Origin of the sequence: Chryseobacterium sp. Chry.R1, assembly GCF_039645525.1 — a bacterium.
GTDB classification, from domain to species: domain Bacteria; phylum Bacteroidota; class Bacteroidia; order Flavobacteriales; family Weeksellaceae; genus Chryseobacterium; species Chryseobacterium proteolyticum.
Window position 1 is genome coordinate 864,214 of the sequence record NZ_CP151793.1, and the last position, 17,047, is coordinate 881,260.

The 17,047-nt window shown below is 37.1% G+C and carries 12 protein-coding genes; 8 read left to right on the forward strand and 4 right to left on the reverse strand.

Going from position 1 to position 17,047, the window contains the following annotated elements:
* Positions 1-141 precede the first annotated feature (141 nt).
* Positions 142-315, forward strand: a complete 174-nt coding sequence (locus AAEU33_RS04030; RefSeq protein ID WP_345991004.1) for a hypothetical protein — start codon at positions 142-144, stop codon at positions 313-315.
* A 38-nt stretch (positions 316-353) separates the two neighbouring features.
* On the opposite strand, the gene AAEU33_RS04035 is transcribed toward AAEU33_RS04030, so the two are convergent.
* The 3 genes from AAEU33_RS04035 to AAEU33_RS04045 form a co-directional block, all read right to left on the reverse strand.
* On the reverse strand, positions 354-2,198 hold the full coding sequence (locus AAEU33_RS04035; RefSeq protein WP_345991005.1) for a M1 family metallopeptidase: 1,845 nt from the start codon (positions 2,196-2,198) through the stop codon (positions 354-356).
* 116 nt (positions 2,199-2,314) lie between these two features.
* The gene (locus tag AAEU33_RS04040) at positions 2,315-2,785 is read right to left on the reverse strand and encodes a DUF1572 domain-containing protein (RefSeq protein ID WP_172282072.1); all 471 of its coding nucleotides are present in this window, start codon (positions 2,783-2,785) and stop codon (positions 2,315-2,317) included.
* 188 nt (positions 2,786-2,973) lie between these two features.
* Complete coding sequence (locus tag AAEU33_RS04045) at positions 2,974-4,665, reverse strand: hypothetical protein (protein ID WP_172282071.1); 1,692 nt, start codon at positions 4,663-4,665, stop codon at positions 2,974-2,976.
* A 294-nt stretch (positions 4,666-4,959) separates the two neighbouring features.
* Here AAEU33_RS04045 and AAEU33_RS04050 point away from each other — a divergent pair, with 294 nt between their 5' ends.
* From AAEU33_RS04050 to AAEU33_RS04080, 7 genes are all read left to right on the forward strand, one after another.
* Positions 4,960-7,155: a glutamine synthetase III gene (locus tag AAEU33_RS04050; protein ID WP_345991006.1), complete on the forward strand. Its 2,196-nt coding sequence runs from the start codon at positions 4,960-4,962 to the stop codon at positions 7,153-7,155.
* A 163-nt stretch (positions 7,156-7,318) separates the two neighbouring features.
* Positions 7,319-8,011, forward strand: a complete 693-nt coding sequence (locus AAEU33_RS04055) for a response regulator transcription factor (RefSeq protein ID WP_172282069.1) — start codon at positions 7,319-7,321, stop codon at positions 8,009-8,011.
* A complete protein-coding gene (locus tag AAEU33_RS04060; RefSeq protein ID WP_345991007.1) occupies positions 8,008-9,360 on the forward strand; it encodes a HAMP domain-containing sensor histidine kinase in 1,353 nt (450 codons plus the stop codon). Before AAEU33_RS04055 ends, AAEU33_RS04060 begins: the two co-directional genes overlap by 4 nt.
* 99 nt (positions 9,361-9,459) lie before the next feature.
* Positions 9,460-10,851, forward strand: a complete 1,392-nt coding sequence (locus AAEU33_RS04065; RefSeq protein WP_345991008.1) for a TolC family protein — start codon at positions 9,460-9,462, stop codon at positions 10,849-10,851.
* A gap of 32 nt (positions 10,852-10,883) precedes the next feature.
* The gene (locus AAEU33_RS04070; protein ID WP_345991009.1) at positions 10,884-14,153 is read left to right on the forward strand and encodes an efflux RND transporter permease subunit; all 3,270 of its coding nucleotides are present in this window, start codon (positions 10,884-10,886) and stop codon (positions 14,151-14,153) included.
* Positions 14,154-14,183: 30 nt separating this feature from the next.
* Complete coding sequence (locus AAEU33_RS04075) at positions 14,184-15,290, forward strand: efflux RND transporter periplasmic adaptor subunit (protein ID WP_172282064.1); 1,107 nt, start codon at positions 14,184-14,186, stop codon at positions 15,288-15,290.
* A gap of 303 nt (positions 15,291-15,593) precedes the next feature.
* A complete protein-coding gene (locus tag AAEU33_RS04080; protein ID WP_172282063.1) occupies positions 15,594-16,304 on the forward strand; it encodes a C40 family peptidase in 711 nt (236 codons plus the stop codon).
* A 111-nt stretch (positions 16,305-16,415) separates the two neighbouring features.
* Here the strand turns inward: AAEU33_RS04080 and AAEU33_RS04085 are convergent, their stop codons facing one another.
* On the reverse strand, positions 16,416-16,991 hold the full coding sequence (locus AAEU33_RS04085) for a pentapeptide repeat-containing protein (protein ID WP_345991010.1): 576 nt from the start codon (positions 16,989-16,991) through the stop codon (positions 16,416-16,418).
* Positions 16,992-17,047: the final 56 nt, after the last annotated feature.

Here is a 17,047-nt window from a genome sequence, read left to right on the forward strand (position 1 = left end):
AAATCAGTGTTTGCAAATCATTTCATTTATTAAGTCTGCCGCTACACTTATAAAAATAAATAAGACACTTATCAATTCATTCTATCGGGCATGCAGGTTTTAAGGTACATTTGAAATATCAACTCATTTAAAACCAATACTATGAAAAACTTCAAAAGAATTTCAAGGCATGCACTTAAAACAATCCACGGGGGAAATGTAAACTGTCCAGTTCCCGGAAGCAGTGTTCCGGCAATATGTCCGGGAACGAGATGTCCTGCTAATCCATGTGCTACTCCCAATTGCATTATACCCGTTGCATGCTCACCTCATTAGGACAAATAAAAAAGGAGTATTTTCATACTCCTTTTATTTTATTTTACTTCAACAAAGTTATCTGCCATATTTACGTCAGCTAATCTCTGACTGAAATCGATCCCCAAAACCTGCAACTGAGATTGAGAGTAAGGTATCGTTAATGTATATTCCTTTTGTGTCCATGGCCAGTAATTCATGGTCTTAAAATCTCCGTATGCATCTTTCTGTTTCCATGTACGAGTAAGATTTGTCGGAATCTGATAAGTAACAATTTTCTTATCTTTTGTCATTACACTAAAATCAACAGGCATTGGAACCTGTCCATTATTTACCAATGTGATCGTTGTGGATTTTGCATCATATTTTACATCTTTAATCCCATAATCAATGGTTTTGGTTGTATTGATCCAGTAATGATGGAACCACTTTAAATCCATCCCGGATACTTTCTGTGCAATATGAAGAAAGTCCCGGTCTGAAGGATGCTTTAAACTCCAGTTATCAAAATATTCCTTCAAAATTTTGGCAAGATTTTCCTCTCCAACAATATACCCTAACTCAACAAGATATAATTCTCCTTTTACATAGGAAGCATAAGTATAGGAAGTACCATTGTCATGGTGATCTCCTAACCATACTGCTGGTTCTTCAATTCCTTTTTTCACAAAATTCCGGTAAGCTGTCAACCTATCAACAAAAGGATTAGGCAGCTTATCTTTAGGTGGAAACAACTGATACATTACGTATCCCTCAGCATAACTGGTAAATCCTTCATCCATCCATGGTTTCATAGATTCGTTGGTAGCCAGCATTTGTTGATACCAAGAATGGGAACCTTCATGTGTCATAAGCCCCATCAGGTCTTCAATATCTTTTGATTCGCCTAAGATCATGGTACACATCCCATACTCCATTCCACCATCACCACCCTGGATAAAGGCATAGGTAGGATAAGCATACTTTCCAAAATGAGAATTCATGATCTCAAAATATTTGGTAACATAAGGTTGTGCCTGTTCCCAGACTTTGGTTTTATCATTTTTTTGATAAACCAGATACACTTTAGGTCCATTAGGAATATCAAAGCTATTAACTACATAATCTCTGTCCGCACTCCAGGCAAAGTCCAGGATGTTTTTAGCTGTCCACCTCCAGGTTGCCTTTTTATTTTTCTCTGTCTTGATCTTCGCATTCGCATCATAACCCTTCACTTCACCTGGGTTTTGAAGAATTCCTCCGGCTCCTACTACATAATCTTTATCAATTTTAATAGTAACGTCAAAATCAGAGAACGGGGCATGAAATTCTCTCCCTATATAGTCGAAAGTTGCCCATCCGTCATAGTCATATTCAGAAATTTTCGGGTACCATTGGGTCATGGTCATATCAATTCCCTCTTCATTGTTTCTTCCGCTTCTTCTGATCTGTTGAGGTATCACAGCGTCCCACTCCATCGTAAATGATGTTTTGGAATTGGGTTTAATAGGCTCATTCAGATAAACCTTCATAATGGTTTCCTGAATTTCAAACTTAAGATCTTTGCCACTTTGCTTGATCCAGTGTATATTTTGCGCCCCTTCCTGATCCTTAGGAATCGAGGCCAGTCTTGAAATTCCTCCTCTCTGCAATCTTGAATCACCATTTTTACCTTGACTAGCTACTCTTTGATCCATCATTGAATTGGGTTTAAAAGCATTCCAGTATAAGTGGAAATACACTACATTCAGCTCGTCCGGCGAGTTATTTGTGTATTCTAATGTTTGATTTCCCTGGTAAGTAAATTTTTCTGCATTAACATCAATATCCATCTTGTACTTCGCAGCCTGCTGATAATAAGGATTCTGCTGGGCATGAAATTGTGAAATGACAAACGCAAAAATGATTGCAATCGACTTTTTCATTTAAAAATTATTTTTTTTAAAGGTAGGTATTTTATCCAAAACCCTCAAAAAAGTGGAGTTATTTGGAATTCGAGATGTTATCTAAGGATCTCATAACAAAATAAGAGTTCTTTAGTTTATGAATGGATAATCATTTTTTTGATCAAAGTAATTTGCCCTAAATGATAATAACAATGCTCAATCATTCCATCTATATTTCTTTGATAAGTTCCGTATTTTTCGTCTACAAAAACTTCACTAAGCTTATTGTCCGACATTTGTTCAAGTAGCTCGGCAAACCTTTCCGAATCTGCCCAAAGTTTATTAAGGATTTTCTCCCATTGCTCCTGAGATTCTACCGGCGGTAAGTCAAAACTAAATTTATCTTTTATTTCAAGCACTCCTCCTTCAAAAACCTGTAAGACACCAGCAATATAATAATCGATATGGAATGCCAGCATTGCGATCGTATTCAAAGAACCGATTTTTGTTATCGCCTGTTCCCAGGTTACATCAGAAAGCTGATCTTTAAAATTGGTATTGGCGATCCAGAGACCGTCAAGCATAACTTCTCTGAATCTTTTTGATAATTGTATGGCTGAGCTCATGCTTTTCATTTTTATTTTTTTAAAGTTAATTAATTTCATTCTCAGTTCTTGCAGATTTGGAGATAATCCAATTTTTTGAACCATAAATAATGCATTTGCTGTTAGTGAAAAACATCAATGGCATTGGTATTTAAAAATAGAAAACCTCGAGTGTAAAACTCGAGGCTTATATATAATTTAAAGAAGTATTATTTTTTAGAAGTAACTTCTTTTTTTCCACTTAGTAAAATCTTTTCAAGGATTTTCAGGGTAATGAGATATGTTGGTTTTACACCTGTAAGTCCTAAACCTCCTGAAGAAAGGGTACTTCCCGTTTCTAAAGGATTATCAGAAGCATAGTATGCATAACAAACAAAAAGGTCCGGTGCAATATGATGTCTGATCTTAGAAGCCACCTGGATGGCTTTTTGATAATGAGCCCCTTCCATTTCAAGACCGATAGCTTTCCAGGAGGTATTCATGAAATAAGATAAAATATCCCTGTTCTGAAGCGAAGTCCCTAAAACCGTAATCATAGCTCCCTCAAATGCTTTCAATTCATCATCCTTAAAATCATCTAGTTTTAAAGCATTTTCAAAAGGATAATTATCAGCTGTTCCTTCAAAAATATGAGAAGTAGGAATCATAATATCTCCCTTACCTCCGTTTAGAATTCCGGCTTTACCCATAATGGATACGGATTTTACTTTCATCATATAGACTTCCCCTTTGTGTTCGAAAGGCCTTAAAAGCTCATCCATTACCTCAAAAGCCTGTTCTCCGAAGGCATAATCAAAAACCATGATTACATCATCTCCTGAATATTTTATATGTCCGAATGGAGTATTTTTAAGATCAGTTTTACTTAAATCAATGATCTGAACATCTATATTACTACCACTCTTGTCATCGATATATATAAGTCCCTGGTCTGCCGCATATTTTGAAACTTTATCTCGAAGATCCTTCTTATCGGAAATTTCACCATACAGTTTATAATCAACTTCCTTATGGTCTTTTTTCTTAAGTGCATCATTAGCATACAGCATATTTTTCACAGAATGCATGTTTGCTGAAATTATATGTAAGGGACGCATGTGAAGCCCGTTATCATACAAAACTTCTTTTACTTTATTTGCCCATTTTTCTCCAAAATAATGATGCCCCACTCTTTCTTTCAATATAGCACTGAAGTGGATTTCTCTTTCTCTGCTCTGCTTAGCATCCTCTAAACTTACCTTTCCTAAATTATAGATGATTTTGAATAAACGGTCAGGATTTTCATCATCTCCAAAAGTATTATACGCTTTTAATGTTTCCTCAAAAGTTCTTCCGATCAGAGAGGAAAGATGAATAAGTGCAACTTCTTTTTCTTTTCTACTGAATTTCTTTTCTCCTTTTACTACCTCTTCAATAATTTTAAAGGCACGTGTCGGCTTCCAGTTTTCATCCTGAATAAATGCCAGATTACGGATTTTATCCGCTTCTATAAATAAGAATGTTAAGTGAGTAAGAATATCATAGATCTCTGAACGTCCCAAAAGAACTTCAATATTCATTTGGTGTTCATCAATTCTATAACAGTTTCTTCTTCTCTTTTTGGGAACAATAGGCTCGAAACTACCTTTATCAAAACCCTCATCCGATGTAAGATGAATAAAAGCACACTCCTCAATTCCTTCAGGAAGCCTGTCTAAAACATACATCAAACCATCAAGCTCCAGTTTATTTGGAACGTTCATGGTACCATAAATTTCAGGATTGATTGTTTTTAACAAACTTCTTATACTTTCTCCCGAAACACCTCCTGGCTTGAAAAATCCTCTATAGAATAAATGTCTCATAGAGATGTATAGTCTTTCAATAGCCTCTGTTGTTTCTCTTGCTCTAGAATTTGTCATAAAATAAATTTCACACAAATATACAAAATTACACTGCAAATCATTTTAAGTATCTTTTAACAAGGAGGTTAAATTGTATACATTTTTGTATCCTATATAATAGTAAAGTATTCTTATCTTTGAGTTATAAAATATTTGATTTCATTTTCCCTCTCTATTTGAAATCCTTCCACTCAAGACACCTATTTTTCTATTAATTATCATAAATCTCACAAACACCCCTAAAAAAATAAGGGTTAAAACATTTTCAATTCATTTTTTTTGTAAATTTGCCCTGTAAAAATTAACCCTATTATGTCAACTTTAAGATTCAAAGCGTTAGAAACATTACCATTTAAGGACTTCAGAAAGGATAACTCCATTGAAGTTCCTGCAAAATTGTCTGAATTATTCTGTCAAAATGTTTTCTCAGAAGAAACCATGAGAGAGTATTTGACGAAAGAAGCATTCACATCTATTATGGATGCTATTAAAAAAGGAACTAAAATTCAACGACACATTGCAGATCAGGTAGCGGTAGCTATGAAAGACTGGGCAATGAGCAAAGGGGCAACACACTACACACACTGGTTTCAACCTTTAACAGGATCAACTGCTGAAAAGCACGATTCATTCTTCACTCCAATCGAAGGGGGAAGAGCCATTGAAAGATTCAGCGGAAACCTGCTTATCCAACAAGAGCCGGATGCTTCTTCTTTCCCGAACGGAGGAATCAGAAATACTTTCGAGGCAAGAGGTTACACGGCCTGGGATCCTACATCTCCGGCTTTCATCATGGGAACTACACTTTGTATTCCTTCGATCTTTATTTCTTATACGGGAGAAACGCTGGATTATAAGGCGCCTCTTCTAAGAGCTCTGAATGCTGTAGACGAAGCTGCAACTAACGTAATGCAGTATTTTGACAAAAATGTAACAAAAGTAACTCCTACTTTAGGATGGGAACAGGAATATTTCTTAGTGGATTCGGCATTGTATCAATCGCGTCCCGATCTTGTATTGACAGGTAAAACTTTACTTGGACACTCACCGGCAAAAGGACAACAGCTGGATGACCACTACTTCGGGTCTATTCCGACAAGAGTAATGAACTTCATGAAAGAGTTGGAAATAGAGTGTATGAAATTGGGAATTCCTGTAACAACTAGACACAACGAAGTAGCTCCTAATCAATTCGAGCTGGCTCCGATGTTTGAAGAAGTAAATGTTGCTGTAGACCACAATTCTTTATTGATGGATATTATGGCAAGAGTGGCTCATAAACACCATTTTCATATTTTATTCCACGAGAAACCATTTGCCGGAGTAAACGGAAGTGGAAAACATAATAACTGGTCATTGGCCACAGATACAGGTGAAAACCTACTAAGCCCAGGGAAAAATCCTAAGAAAAACCTGCAATTCTTAACATTCTTTGTTAATACGATTAAAGCTGTTCATGAATATGCAGATCTTTTAAGAGCAAGTATAGCTTCTGCAAGTAATGACCACAGATTAGGGGCTAACGAAGCTCCACCTGCAATTATTTCTGTATTTATCGGAAGTCAGTTATTCAGAGTATTGGAGGAATTGGAAAAAGTAACCAGCGGTAAATTATCCCCTGAAGAAAAAACAGAATTAAAATTAAATGTTGTTGGAAAAATTCCTGAAATCCTATTGGACAATACCGATAGAAACAGAACTTCACCATTTGCATTTACAGGAAATAAATTTGAGATCAGAGCTGTAGGTTCTTCTGCAAACTGTGCAGAATCTATGACCGTAATGAATACGATCGCTGCAAAGCAGTTAAATGATTTCAAAAAAGAAGTTGACGCTTTAATTGATGGAGGATTAAAGAAAGACGAAGCGATATTCAACGTATTAAGAGAATACATCAAACAATGTAAAAATATCATGTTTGAAGGTGACGGATATTCTGATGACTGGGCAAAAGAAGCTAAGAAAAGAGGGTTAAACAACTTAAAAACCACTCCGGAAGCTTTAAAGCAGGAAATGGATAAGAAGTTCTTAGCTCTTTATGAAGAAATAGGAGTGTTTACTCATAGAGAAGTAGAAGCAAGAAATGAGATCAAACTTGAAAAATACTCTACCGTTATTGATATTGAAGCAAGAGTTCTAAGTGATATCGCAAGAAACCACATTATTCCTTCTGCTTTAAATTACCAAAACAGATTAATTGAAAACGTAAAAGGTCTTAAAGAAATTTTCGGAGATAAAGAATTCAAAACGTTGGCAAAAGAACAAATGAGCCTGATCACTAATATTTCTGAAAATGTTTCTGTAATCAAATTAGGAGTTGAAGATCTTATCAAAGCCAGAGAAGCAGCAAAAGCAGTATCAGACAGCCAAAAGCAGGCAGAAGATTACTGCAACAAAGTGAAACCTCTTTTCGATGTAATCAGAGATGCATCTGATAATCTTGAAATGATGGTGGACGACGAGCTTTGGCCGATGACAAAATACAGAGAAATGTTATTTACAAAATAACATTTTGTAAAGTCCATATTAGTTAAACTCCCCTTCTTGGGGAGTTTTTTTATTGTATTTCCTTTATTTTATTCCTGAAAATAAAACAAACTAAACACTTAGCAAACAATATTTTACACAACTTCAAAATTGATATAAAATTTAGATTTAACTTTGCTGTTCTATGAAAATCCTGATCATTGAAGATAATAAAGAACTAGCCCACAGCATGACGTATTATCTGGAAGAAGAGCACTACATCTGCGAATGTGCCTATAATTATAATGAAGCTTTGGAACGCCTGAGCTTCAATACTTATGATTGTTTGTTACTCGATATTATGCTCCCGGATGGAAATGGGCTAAACCTCCTCAATCATATTAAAAGTGAAAAAATCAACAGCGGCATATTAATTATTTCAGCTAAAGATGCATTGGACGATAAAATCAAAGGCCTTGAAAAGGGCGCCGACGATTATATTACAAAACCGTTTCATTTACCTGAATTACACGCAAGACTTAGAGCAGTATATCGCAGAAAGAAAATGGATGGTTACAATGATGTCCGTTTTAATGAAATATTATTGAATACCGATACCTTTGAGGTTTTCATCCATGAAAATAGATTAGATGTCACGCAGAAAGAATTTGAGCTATTGCTTTATTTTTTGGTTAATAAAAACAGGGTCCTGTCCAAACAATCCATCGCTAACCATCTTTGGGGAGATCATACCGATAATTTAGCTAACTTTGACTTCGTTTATCAGCACGTTAAAAACCTCAGAAAGAAAATAGCAATTGCACAGGGTAACGATTATGTAGAAACGATCTATGGTCTGGGCTATAAGTTTAATGCATCAAAATATAACGGCTCATGAATTTACTAAATAAAATATCGATCTGGTTCATTGCCATTGTACTATTGGTTACTCCTCTTAGCATGTACATCTCTTATTCCAATATTAAAAAACGATTGGACAATGTTGAAATAGAGCGACTGAGATCAGTAAATAATTATGTAGCCGCCCAACTAAAAAGAGGAGAAACACCTGAAAAAACATCTCAGGGATTACCCATTTCTATCAAACCCTATACAGGAAGCGGTATTATTCCTACCAACCCTGAAATTATCCACACCTGCCTGGATAATAATGGTCCCTCTCGTAACGAATGTAAAATACAAATCAATACGTTTGTCACGGCCGCAAATAAAACATACAAGATCTCTTCTTATAGCTATATCACTTCTACAGAACAGATCATGAAAGGTATGCTCACTGCATTATTGTTAAAAGTATTACTCATCACAGCTATAGTATTCATTACCGCAAGAATATTATCCCGGTATATACTTAAGCCTTTCCATCACGCTATAGATAATATTCATCATTTTAATATTCAGAAGCGGGAACCTCTTCAGTTACTCTCAACAAGCACAAATGAATTTAAAAAACTTAATGAGTTTCTCAGGCTCATGACCGATAAAGCCATTGAAGATTACACCTCCGTTAAAGAATTCAGTGAAAATGCGTCTCATGAAGTACAAACTCCTCTGGCAATCATACAGAGCAAAGTTGAGCTTTTAGCTGAAACAGAAATCAATGCAAAACAGGCGGCATTATTGACCGACATCCAAAACTCCATAGATAAACTTACCAGAATCAACCGCTCGTTGATCCTGCTTACAAAACTTAACAATCAGGAATTCCTCACGCATGAGAAATTAAAATTCTGCCGGGTGGAAAAAGAAACCATCCACGCTTATTCAGATCATATTGCATTAAAAAACATCACCCTGAACAGGCACTGTGAAAAAGATGTATACATAAAAATCCATCCCGCACTAGCAGAAATTCTTTTGAACAATCTTTTATCCAATGCAATCCGGCACAATGTGAAAAATGGAAATATAGAAATTTCACTGACCCATAAATTCTTCAGGATCAGCAATACAGGATTGCCTCCTGATATTCCTACCCAGGAACTTTTTAAAAGATTCAAGAAAAGTAATCAATCCACAGAGAGTATTGGTTTGGGCCTATCAATCGTAAAACAAATTTGCGAGGTCAATACATTCCCTGTACATTACGACTTTAGTGATGGCTGGCATTGTATTACGGTGTATTTTGATTCAACAGAAAACCACTCTTTATTTACTCCAACTTCCTATTCCACCCCTGCCCAAGAGATTGAAAACATAAAGCCATCACTTAATTTTGCTGAATAAAATCAATCCACAAAAACGGTTGTTTGATTAATTTATACAGAACTTCAAATTTGCTTCAAAATGTGTTTTTTACTTTGAATAAAGAAAAAAATATACTCGATGCTTTTAAGAGCTTTTATTCTATCCGTCTCTACGATTTTTTTAATCAACAAAGTAAGCGCACAGGAAGTCATCACACTTCAATCCGCACTTGAAACAGCTGTCCACAATTACGGAACCATTAAAGCCAAAGAATCCTACCGTTTATCATCGCAGGAATCCGTAGAATTAGCCAAAAGGCAGTATTTGCCCAACCTCAACTTAAGTGTACAGCAGGATTTTGGAACTGTAAATGGACAGAACGGCCCTTTATATGGATTTGGTGGTTACGGAGTAGCCTCTTCCGGACTTCCTCTTCCTGAACAAAACTGGAATGCTTCATTCGGAGCCCTGTATCTTGCTAATGTCAATTGGGAGTTCTTTTCATTTGGAAAAGCAAAACAAAGAATAAAGGTGGCTCAATTTAAAAACCAAAGAGATACCAGAGACCTTTCCGACGAAATATTTCAGCATAAAATAAAAGTCGCGGCAGCTTATCTGAATGTTCTGGCAGCGAAAAAGCTGAAATTATCCTATGAAAAGAATTTAGGAAGAACCGACACCATAAGGAGAATTGTTGAGGTTAAAGAAAAAAACGGGCTCGTTCCCGGTGTTGACCTTTCTCTTGCCAAAGCAGACTATGCCAACGCCATGATCACTTACACAAAGGCAAAAGACAATGAGCAGGAGCAGGAAAATAAACTGGCGCAGTTAATGGGTATTCCGTCCCAGGAATTCAGACTTGACAGTACCATTCTCAAAAGAATTCCTACAGATCTGCCATCAGAAAAAAACTTGGTCCTAAAAGACCACCCTCTTCTTGCATTTTATAAGAGCCGGATCGATGTAAGTGAAGAAGAAAAACAATTGCTCAGAACACAATACTATCCATCATTTTCCATGGTTGGAATTATACAAACACGCGCCTCAGGATTCGGTAACGGATATGCTCAAAACCAAAATGACTATTCTATGTCTTATTGGGACGGAATCCACCCAACCAGAAGCAATTACCTGATCGGACTGGGAGTATCCTGGAATTTCACACAGACCTTCAGATTATCAAAAGAAATCAGCGCGCAGGACTATGTAAGCCAGGGGCTAAAGCATGAATATGATCTTGCAGAACAGCAGCTCAAGGCACAGCTTGATTTGTCTGAAAATAAATGGAACAATGCTCTTACCGTATACGATCAGGTTCCGGCTCAATTAAAATCTGCAAATGATGCTTATATCCAGCGATCTGCATTATACAGAAACGGCCTCACAGATATTGTTGACCTATCCCAGGCCATATATGCACTGATAAGAGCAGAGACAGATAGGGACATCGCTATTAGCAACGTTTGGAACGCATTACTATTAAAAGCAGCCGCAACAGGTGATTTTACAGTTTTCGAAAGTGAACTGTAAGGTTAAATATAAATTACATCAATAATAGATCAATGAACTTAATAAGATTTGCATTAAGAAAACCCATTACGATTCTGGTGATTGTAGCCGGACTGTTTTTCTTTGGAATACGGTCCGCCAATTCGATCAAAGTCGACATCTTTCCTAAACTGGATTTACCGGTTATTTACGTTTCCCACCCTTTCAGCGGATATACTCCACAACAAATGGAAGCTTTTTTCGCTAAACAGTACATCAATATTTTCCTTTTCGTAAACGGGATCAAAAGTATTGAAACTAAAAACATTCAGGGATTGACACTGATGAAAATCAATTTTTATCCGGGAACCAATATGGCCCAGGCCGCTGCTGAGCTCAACTCTTTTTCCACAAGGATCCAGGCAGCATTTCCTCCGGGATCCAACCCTCCGTTCATTATCCGTTTTGATGCGTCTACCCTTCCCGTGGGGCAGCTTGTTTTGAGCAGTGATAAAAGAAATAACAATGAGCTTCTTGATTTAGCCAACGTATATGTTCGCTCCACATTTACTTCCATTCCCGGAATTGTTTCTTCTCCCCCTTTTGGAGGAAATATACGGACTGTGGTAATCAATGCCAACCCGGATTTACTCCGCCAGCATAATTTAACTCCTGATCAACTTGTAGAAGCATTACGTCTTAATAACCAGACTGCACCTTCAGGGAATGTACGCATCGGGGATAAATATTATATTACTCCAACCAATACGATGATCAAAAACGTAAAAGATTTTGGAAACATTCCTTTATATAAAGGAGGAGTACAAAACCTTTATTTAAAAGATGTAGCAACGGTAACCGACGGAGCAGACATGACCTCCGGGTACGCATTGGTTAATGGACGCCGTTCAGTTTACCTGAGTATTGCCAAAAGTGCTGATGCCTCAACCTGGGATGTTGTCCAAAATCTTAAGAAACAACTTCCCCAGATCCAGTCTAATCTTCCCGACGATGTTAAGGTAAGCTTTGAATTTGACCAATCGACATATGTTATCAATTCCGTTAAAAGCTTGATGAGTGAAGGAACAATAGGTGCCCTGCTGACAGGACTCATGGTTATTTTATTCCTTGGAGATATACGGGGTGCTATTATTGTAATTCTTACTATTCCTATTTCCATTATTTCAGCGGTACTGTTTCTTAATCTCTTCGGGCAGACCATCAATATTATGACTCTAAGTGGGCTTGCGCTGGCTATCGGAATCCTCGTTGATGAAAGTACCGTTACCATAGAGAATATACATCAGCATCTCGATATGGGAAAACCAAAAGCCTTAGCTATTTGGGATGCCTGTAAAGAAATTGCTTTTCCAAAACTCTTGATCTTGTTCTGTATTCTTGCTGTTTTTGCCCCGGCTTTTACAATGGAAGGAATTCCAGGCTCCCTGTTTCTGCCTTTGGCTTTGGCAATAGGATTCAGTATGATCATTTCTTATTTCCTTGCACAAACTTTTGTTCCTGTAATGGCCAACTGGATTATGAAAGTAAAGCACCACAAAGCGAAAGACGGCCATACCATGACCGAAGCAGAAGAACTTGATGCTGCGGGACTAAGTGATGAAGCAGACACCTGGAGCCAGAAAGAAATACTCCTGCAAAACATCGACAGCAACAGGGATGGTAAAGTAAGCCTATTTGAAAAGGTAAGATTTCGGTACCTTAAATTTCTTGACCGGATTATGCCCTTTAGGAAAATTATTGTCTCGGCTTATATTCTGGTAACGATGGGACTGGTCGCTCTCTTTCTCAACATTATAGGAAGAGACGTACTACCTCAGGTAAATGGCTCCCAGTTTCAGGTAAGGATGCGCATCCCGGATGGAACAAGGATTGAAACTACAGAACTTCAAACACTGAAGCTGCTCGACGGTATTAAGGATATTGTCGGAAAAGATAACATTTCTATTACCTCAGCTTATGTTGGAACCCATCCGAATCTTTTTTCTGTAAGCCCGATATATCTTTGGATGGCAGGATCACATGAAACAGTATTACAAGTGGGATTAGATGAAGGCTTCCATGCAAACCTGGATGATCTTAAAGATAAAATAAGAGAAAAGGCTAAAAGCATCAATCCGGACATGAAGCTTTCCTTTGAGCCCATAGAATTAACAGAAAAAATATTAAGCCAGGGATCTCCAACTCCGATTGAAGTGAGATTATCCGGTAGAAGCAAAGAACTTAACGAAACTTATGCTAAAAAAATAGCAGAGGAGCTTAAAAAAATACCCTATTTAAGAGATGTTCAAATCGGGCAATCGATTAAATACCCTTCGATTGACATCAACGTAGACAGGATCAGGGCAGCCCAACTGGGAGTAGACATGACCGACATTTCACGTTCATTGGTTGCTTCTACCTCTTCATCCCGATACACCGAAAAAAACATCTGGACTGACGAAAAAGCAGGATATAGCTATAACGTACAGGTACAGATCCCTGAAAATAAAATGAATAGCAAAGCACAGATTGCAGGAATTCCTTTGCTGAAAAACTCTAACAGACCTAATTTAGGGGATGTGGCAACTATAAAAGACAGTTACACGTACGGGGAAACAGATAACCTCGGTGCAATGCCAATGCTTACAGTAACGGCCAATTTAAATCACACCGATTTAGGAAAAGCCTCAAAAGATGTCCAGAAGGTGATTAACAACCTTGGAGAATTACCGAGAGGGCTGAATGTCGGATTAATTGGTCTAAGCCAGACTCTCAACGATACCCTGAGCAGTTTACAAAGCAGTCTGATCATCGCCATTCTCGTAATCTTTCTGATGCTGGCTGCCAATTTCCAGTCGTTTAAAGTATCCGGAGTCGTATTGGTAACTGTACCTGCGGTATTATTAGGCTCTCTTGCATTGCTTATTATTGCGGGTTCAACACTTAATCTTCAATCCTATATGGGAATTATCATGTCCGTAGGGGTATCTATTTCCAATGCCGTGCTATTGATAACGAATGCAGAGCAACTGAGAAAACATAATGGAGATGCTTTACTATCAGCAAGAGAAGCTGCGGCACTAAGGATCAGACCTATTGTAATGACCGCCTTAGCAATGGTGGTAGGTATGGTTCCTATGGCACTTGGATTAGGAGAAGCCGGAGATCAGGTCTCTCCGTTAGGACGTGCAGTAATCGGAGGATTAATCGCTTCTACATTTGCAGCATTGTTTATTCTTCCGTTGGCTTTTGCATGGGGACAGGGAAAAACTTCTACCCAAAGCGTATCACTTGATCCTGAAGATGAAGAAAGTATCCACTTTATACCAGAACTTTTAAAATAAAATAACCAAATGGCTATTAAAAATTTAAATATGAACCGTTTATATCAATATTTCATTCCGGCAGTTGTTCTATTATTCAGCCTGCAAAGCTGTGAACAAAACAAAGCGGAAGTAAAAAAGACCGCAACACCATCAGCACCTGAAATAGAAGCTATCAATCCTAAGCAGGGAGATTTCGCTTCATCCACCACTATTCCCGGGGAACTTCAGCCTTTCCAGAAAGTAGACGTATATGCTAAAATAAGCAGTTTTGTTAAAAAACTGTATGTAGATGTAGGAAATGAGGTTGTAGCAGGACAGTTGCTGGCCACACTGGAAGCTCCGGAATTGAATGCGCAGCAAAATGCTGCAGCATCAGCATTAAAATCTAAAGAAGCAATATATATAGCCAGTAAAGCGAAATATGATCGTTTGAAAGAAACCAGTAAAACACCGGGAACCATATCTGCACTTGATCTGGAACAGGCACTTGCTGCACAAAGATCTGACATAGCACAGCTTGAGGCCGCAAAATCCTCTTATCGAGAAGTGATGGATGTTAAAAACTACCTGCAGATCAGGGCTCCATTCAGTGGGAATATAGCAACCAGAAACGTAAGTGCCGGAGCCTATGTGGGACCTTCCGGGAAAGGATCCGAGCTTCCCCTTTTCAGTCTTGTTCAGCAAAACAAACTTCGTTTGGTAGTAAATGTTCCGGAATCTTACACAGGAAGCTTAAATAAGAATGGAGAGATAAAATTCTCTGTACAATCTATCCCGGGAGAAACCTTTACCGCCAAAGTATCCAGATTTGCAGGAGCATTGGATAACAGGCTTCGCTCTCAATCCGTGGAAATGGATGTTTACAATAATGATAAAAAATTATTGCCGGGAATGGTTGCCAATGTAATTCTTCCGTTAAGTGATAACAATAAAGCCCTATCTGTTCCTACTTCAGCAGTATTAAACTCCACATTAGGTGTTTTCGTTATCAGAGTTGAAAAAGACATTGCCCATTGGGTTCCTGTTACTGCCGGAATTTCAAATAGTGATACGACAACCATTATTGGTGAAGTAAGCCCTAACGATGTGATTATCAAATCAGCAACGGAAGAAATCCGCGACGGACAGAATATAAAAGTAAAGCTCACAAAATAATTAATCTTAACTAGATGTTAAAAGATATTTTTTATTCGTTTTTCTACAAAAAGTAAAAATTAACCCATTATTAAAGGAATGAGATTTTACTTTGTTAAAGAATCTTAATAAAAAAAACCGCAGTATCACCAAAAATGGGATGTTGCGGTTTGTTTTTCTTTAACATACGTAAATAATATGTTAAAATGTGTTAAAGTAAGAACCTGACATTAATCATATCGAAGCTCTTTTGGTTGGAATCTCTACTTTTGTAATGCTTTTAGAAATAAATATTCCTTATTTAACACGGATAATCAAATATATATGAAGAAAAGAGTTTTGTTTTATTTAGCTGCTTTCGTTTCTACGATGTCATTACAATCTTGTGTTACAAACTACGTAGTTTCAAAACCAGCAACTTACACTAAAGAATACAAAACAGATGCCAAACTAGCTTCTATAGATACCAGAAAAATGGAACAGGATAAGAAGCAATTAATCAATTCTTTTATCTCTGAGAAGGCAGCCGTTTTATCTAATGCAAAAAATACTTTAAGAAATTCTGAGATTGCCAAAGCAATCAAACACAATAAAACGATCGACAATATCCTAACCGAAGCTGAAACGTACCTAGGAACTCCTTACAGATATGGAGGAACAACAAGAAATGGTATAGATTGTTCAGCTTTTGTTCTTTCTGTATTCGGAGCAGCAGCAGGTCTTAGTTTACCTAGAGTTGCAGCTTCTCAATCTCAGGAAGGAGAGAGAGTTGAAAAAGAAAACCTACAGAAAGGAGATTTGATTTTCTTTTCTCACGGTAGAAGAATCTCTCACGTTGGTATTGTAGAAAGTGTTTCTGAGGATGGGGAGATTAAATTTATTCATGCAGCTACTTCTAAAGGAGTTATGATTTCGTCACTTAATGATTCATATTGGGGACCGAAATTCAGATTTGCAAAGAGAGTGATTAATGAAGAGGGAGATGCTTATAATAACTTAGCTGCAACTACAGCATCAACAGCAACAAGTTTTTAATTTTAAATAATTGATTTAAATAATGAAAGCCATCAAATATTTGATGGCTTTCTGTTTTATCTGTCTTCAATTGGTTTCTATTTGATAACATCTTTCTTTCAACGCCAAAAGCTAACTATTTCGATCAATATCTATGTCCAGGCGATAAAGTAGCCCATGCACTTCCGAAAGTGAAAATTTAGCCTTTTTCAGCCTGTTGGAAGCAGGATCTATAGTATAATTGAAAGATGTTCTGAAATCAGCCTTTTCAAGGTTGGAATTTTCGAAGATTGCCCCGGAAAGATCACAATTATTAAATACGGAATTCGCTAAGTCTGCCTCTGCAAAATCAACATCCGTCAATTTTGAGTTTTTAAACAAAGTTTTCTTGATCGATGTTTTATAAAAAACAGAATTGTTTAAAGAACACCCTTCAAATCTGAACGACATTCCAAACTCATTGCATTCATCAAAGTGAAGCCCGAACATCTTACATTCTTTAAACACCACCTCCCGAAATGCTGTTGAAACAAGCTTTGCCATACTCAGATTACATCCGATAAATTCACAATCATTAAAACTGAAAAAAGAAAGGTCCATATACTCAAGATGGCAGTTCCGGAATATACAATTTTCATATTCGCCTTTTTGAAATTGGGAAAAGTCCCCATTTTCAAAAACCTGATTAATAACGTATGCTTCTTTCATACTAGGATGTTTAAAAGAAATTTTTGTAATAAGTTTTAATAATAACGATGAGTTTT

Bases quoted from the DNA above. Each gene is read 5' to 3' on its own strand.
- AAEU33_RS04030 (WP_345991004.1), top strand. From the start codon at position 142: ATGAAAAACTTCAAAAGAATTTCAAGGCATGCACTTAAAACAATCCAC.
- AAEU33_RS04035 (WP_345991005.1), bottom strand. From the start codon at position 2,198: ATGAAAAAGTCGATTGCAATCATTTTTGCGTTTGTCATTTCACAATTT.
- AAEU33_RS04040 (WP_172282072.1), bottom strand. From the start codon at position 2,785: ATGAGCTCAGCCATACAATTATCAAAAAGATTCAGAGAAGTTATGCTT.
- AAEU33_RS04045 (WP_172282071.1), bottom strand. From the start codon at position 4,665: ATGACAAATTCTAGAGCAAGAGAAACAACAGAGGCTATTGAAAGACTA.
- AAEU33_RS04050 (WP_345991006.1), top strand. From the start codon at position 4,960: ATGTCAACTTTAAGATTCAAAGCGTTAGAAACATTACCATTTAAGGAC.
- AAEU33_RS04055 (WP_172282069.1), top strand. From the start codon at position 7,319: ATGAAAATCCTGATCATTGAAGATAATAAAGAACTAGCCCACAGCATG.
- AAEU33_RS04060 (WP_345991007.1), top strand. From the start codon at position 8,008: ATGAATTTACTAAATAAAATATCGATCTGGTTCATTGCCATTGTACTA.
- AAEU33_RS04065 (WP_345991008.1), top strand. From the start codon at position 9,460: ATGCTTTTAAGAGCTTTTATTCTATCCGTCTCTACGATTTTTTTAATC.
- AAEU33_RS04070 (WP_345991009.1), top strand. From the start codon at position 10,884: ATGAACTTAATAAGATTTGCATTAAGAAAACCCATTACGATTCTGGTG.
- AAEU33_RS04075 (WP_172282064.1), top strand. From the start codon at position 14,184: ATGAACCGTTTATATCAATATTTCATTCCGGCAGTTGTTCTATTATTC.
- AAEU33_RS04080 (WP_172282063.1), top strand. From the start codon at position 15,594: ATGAAGAAAAGAGTTTTGTTTTATTTAGCTGCTTTCGTTTCTACGATG.
- AAEU33_RS04085 (WP_345991010.1), bottom strand. From the start codon at position 16,991: ATGAAAGAAGCATACGTTATTAATCAGGTTTTTGAAAATGGGGACTTT.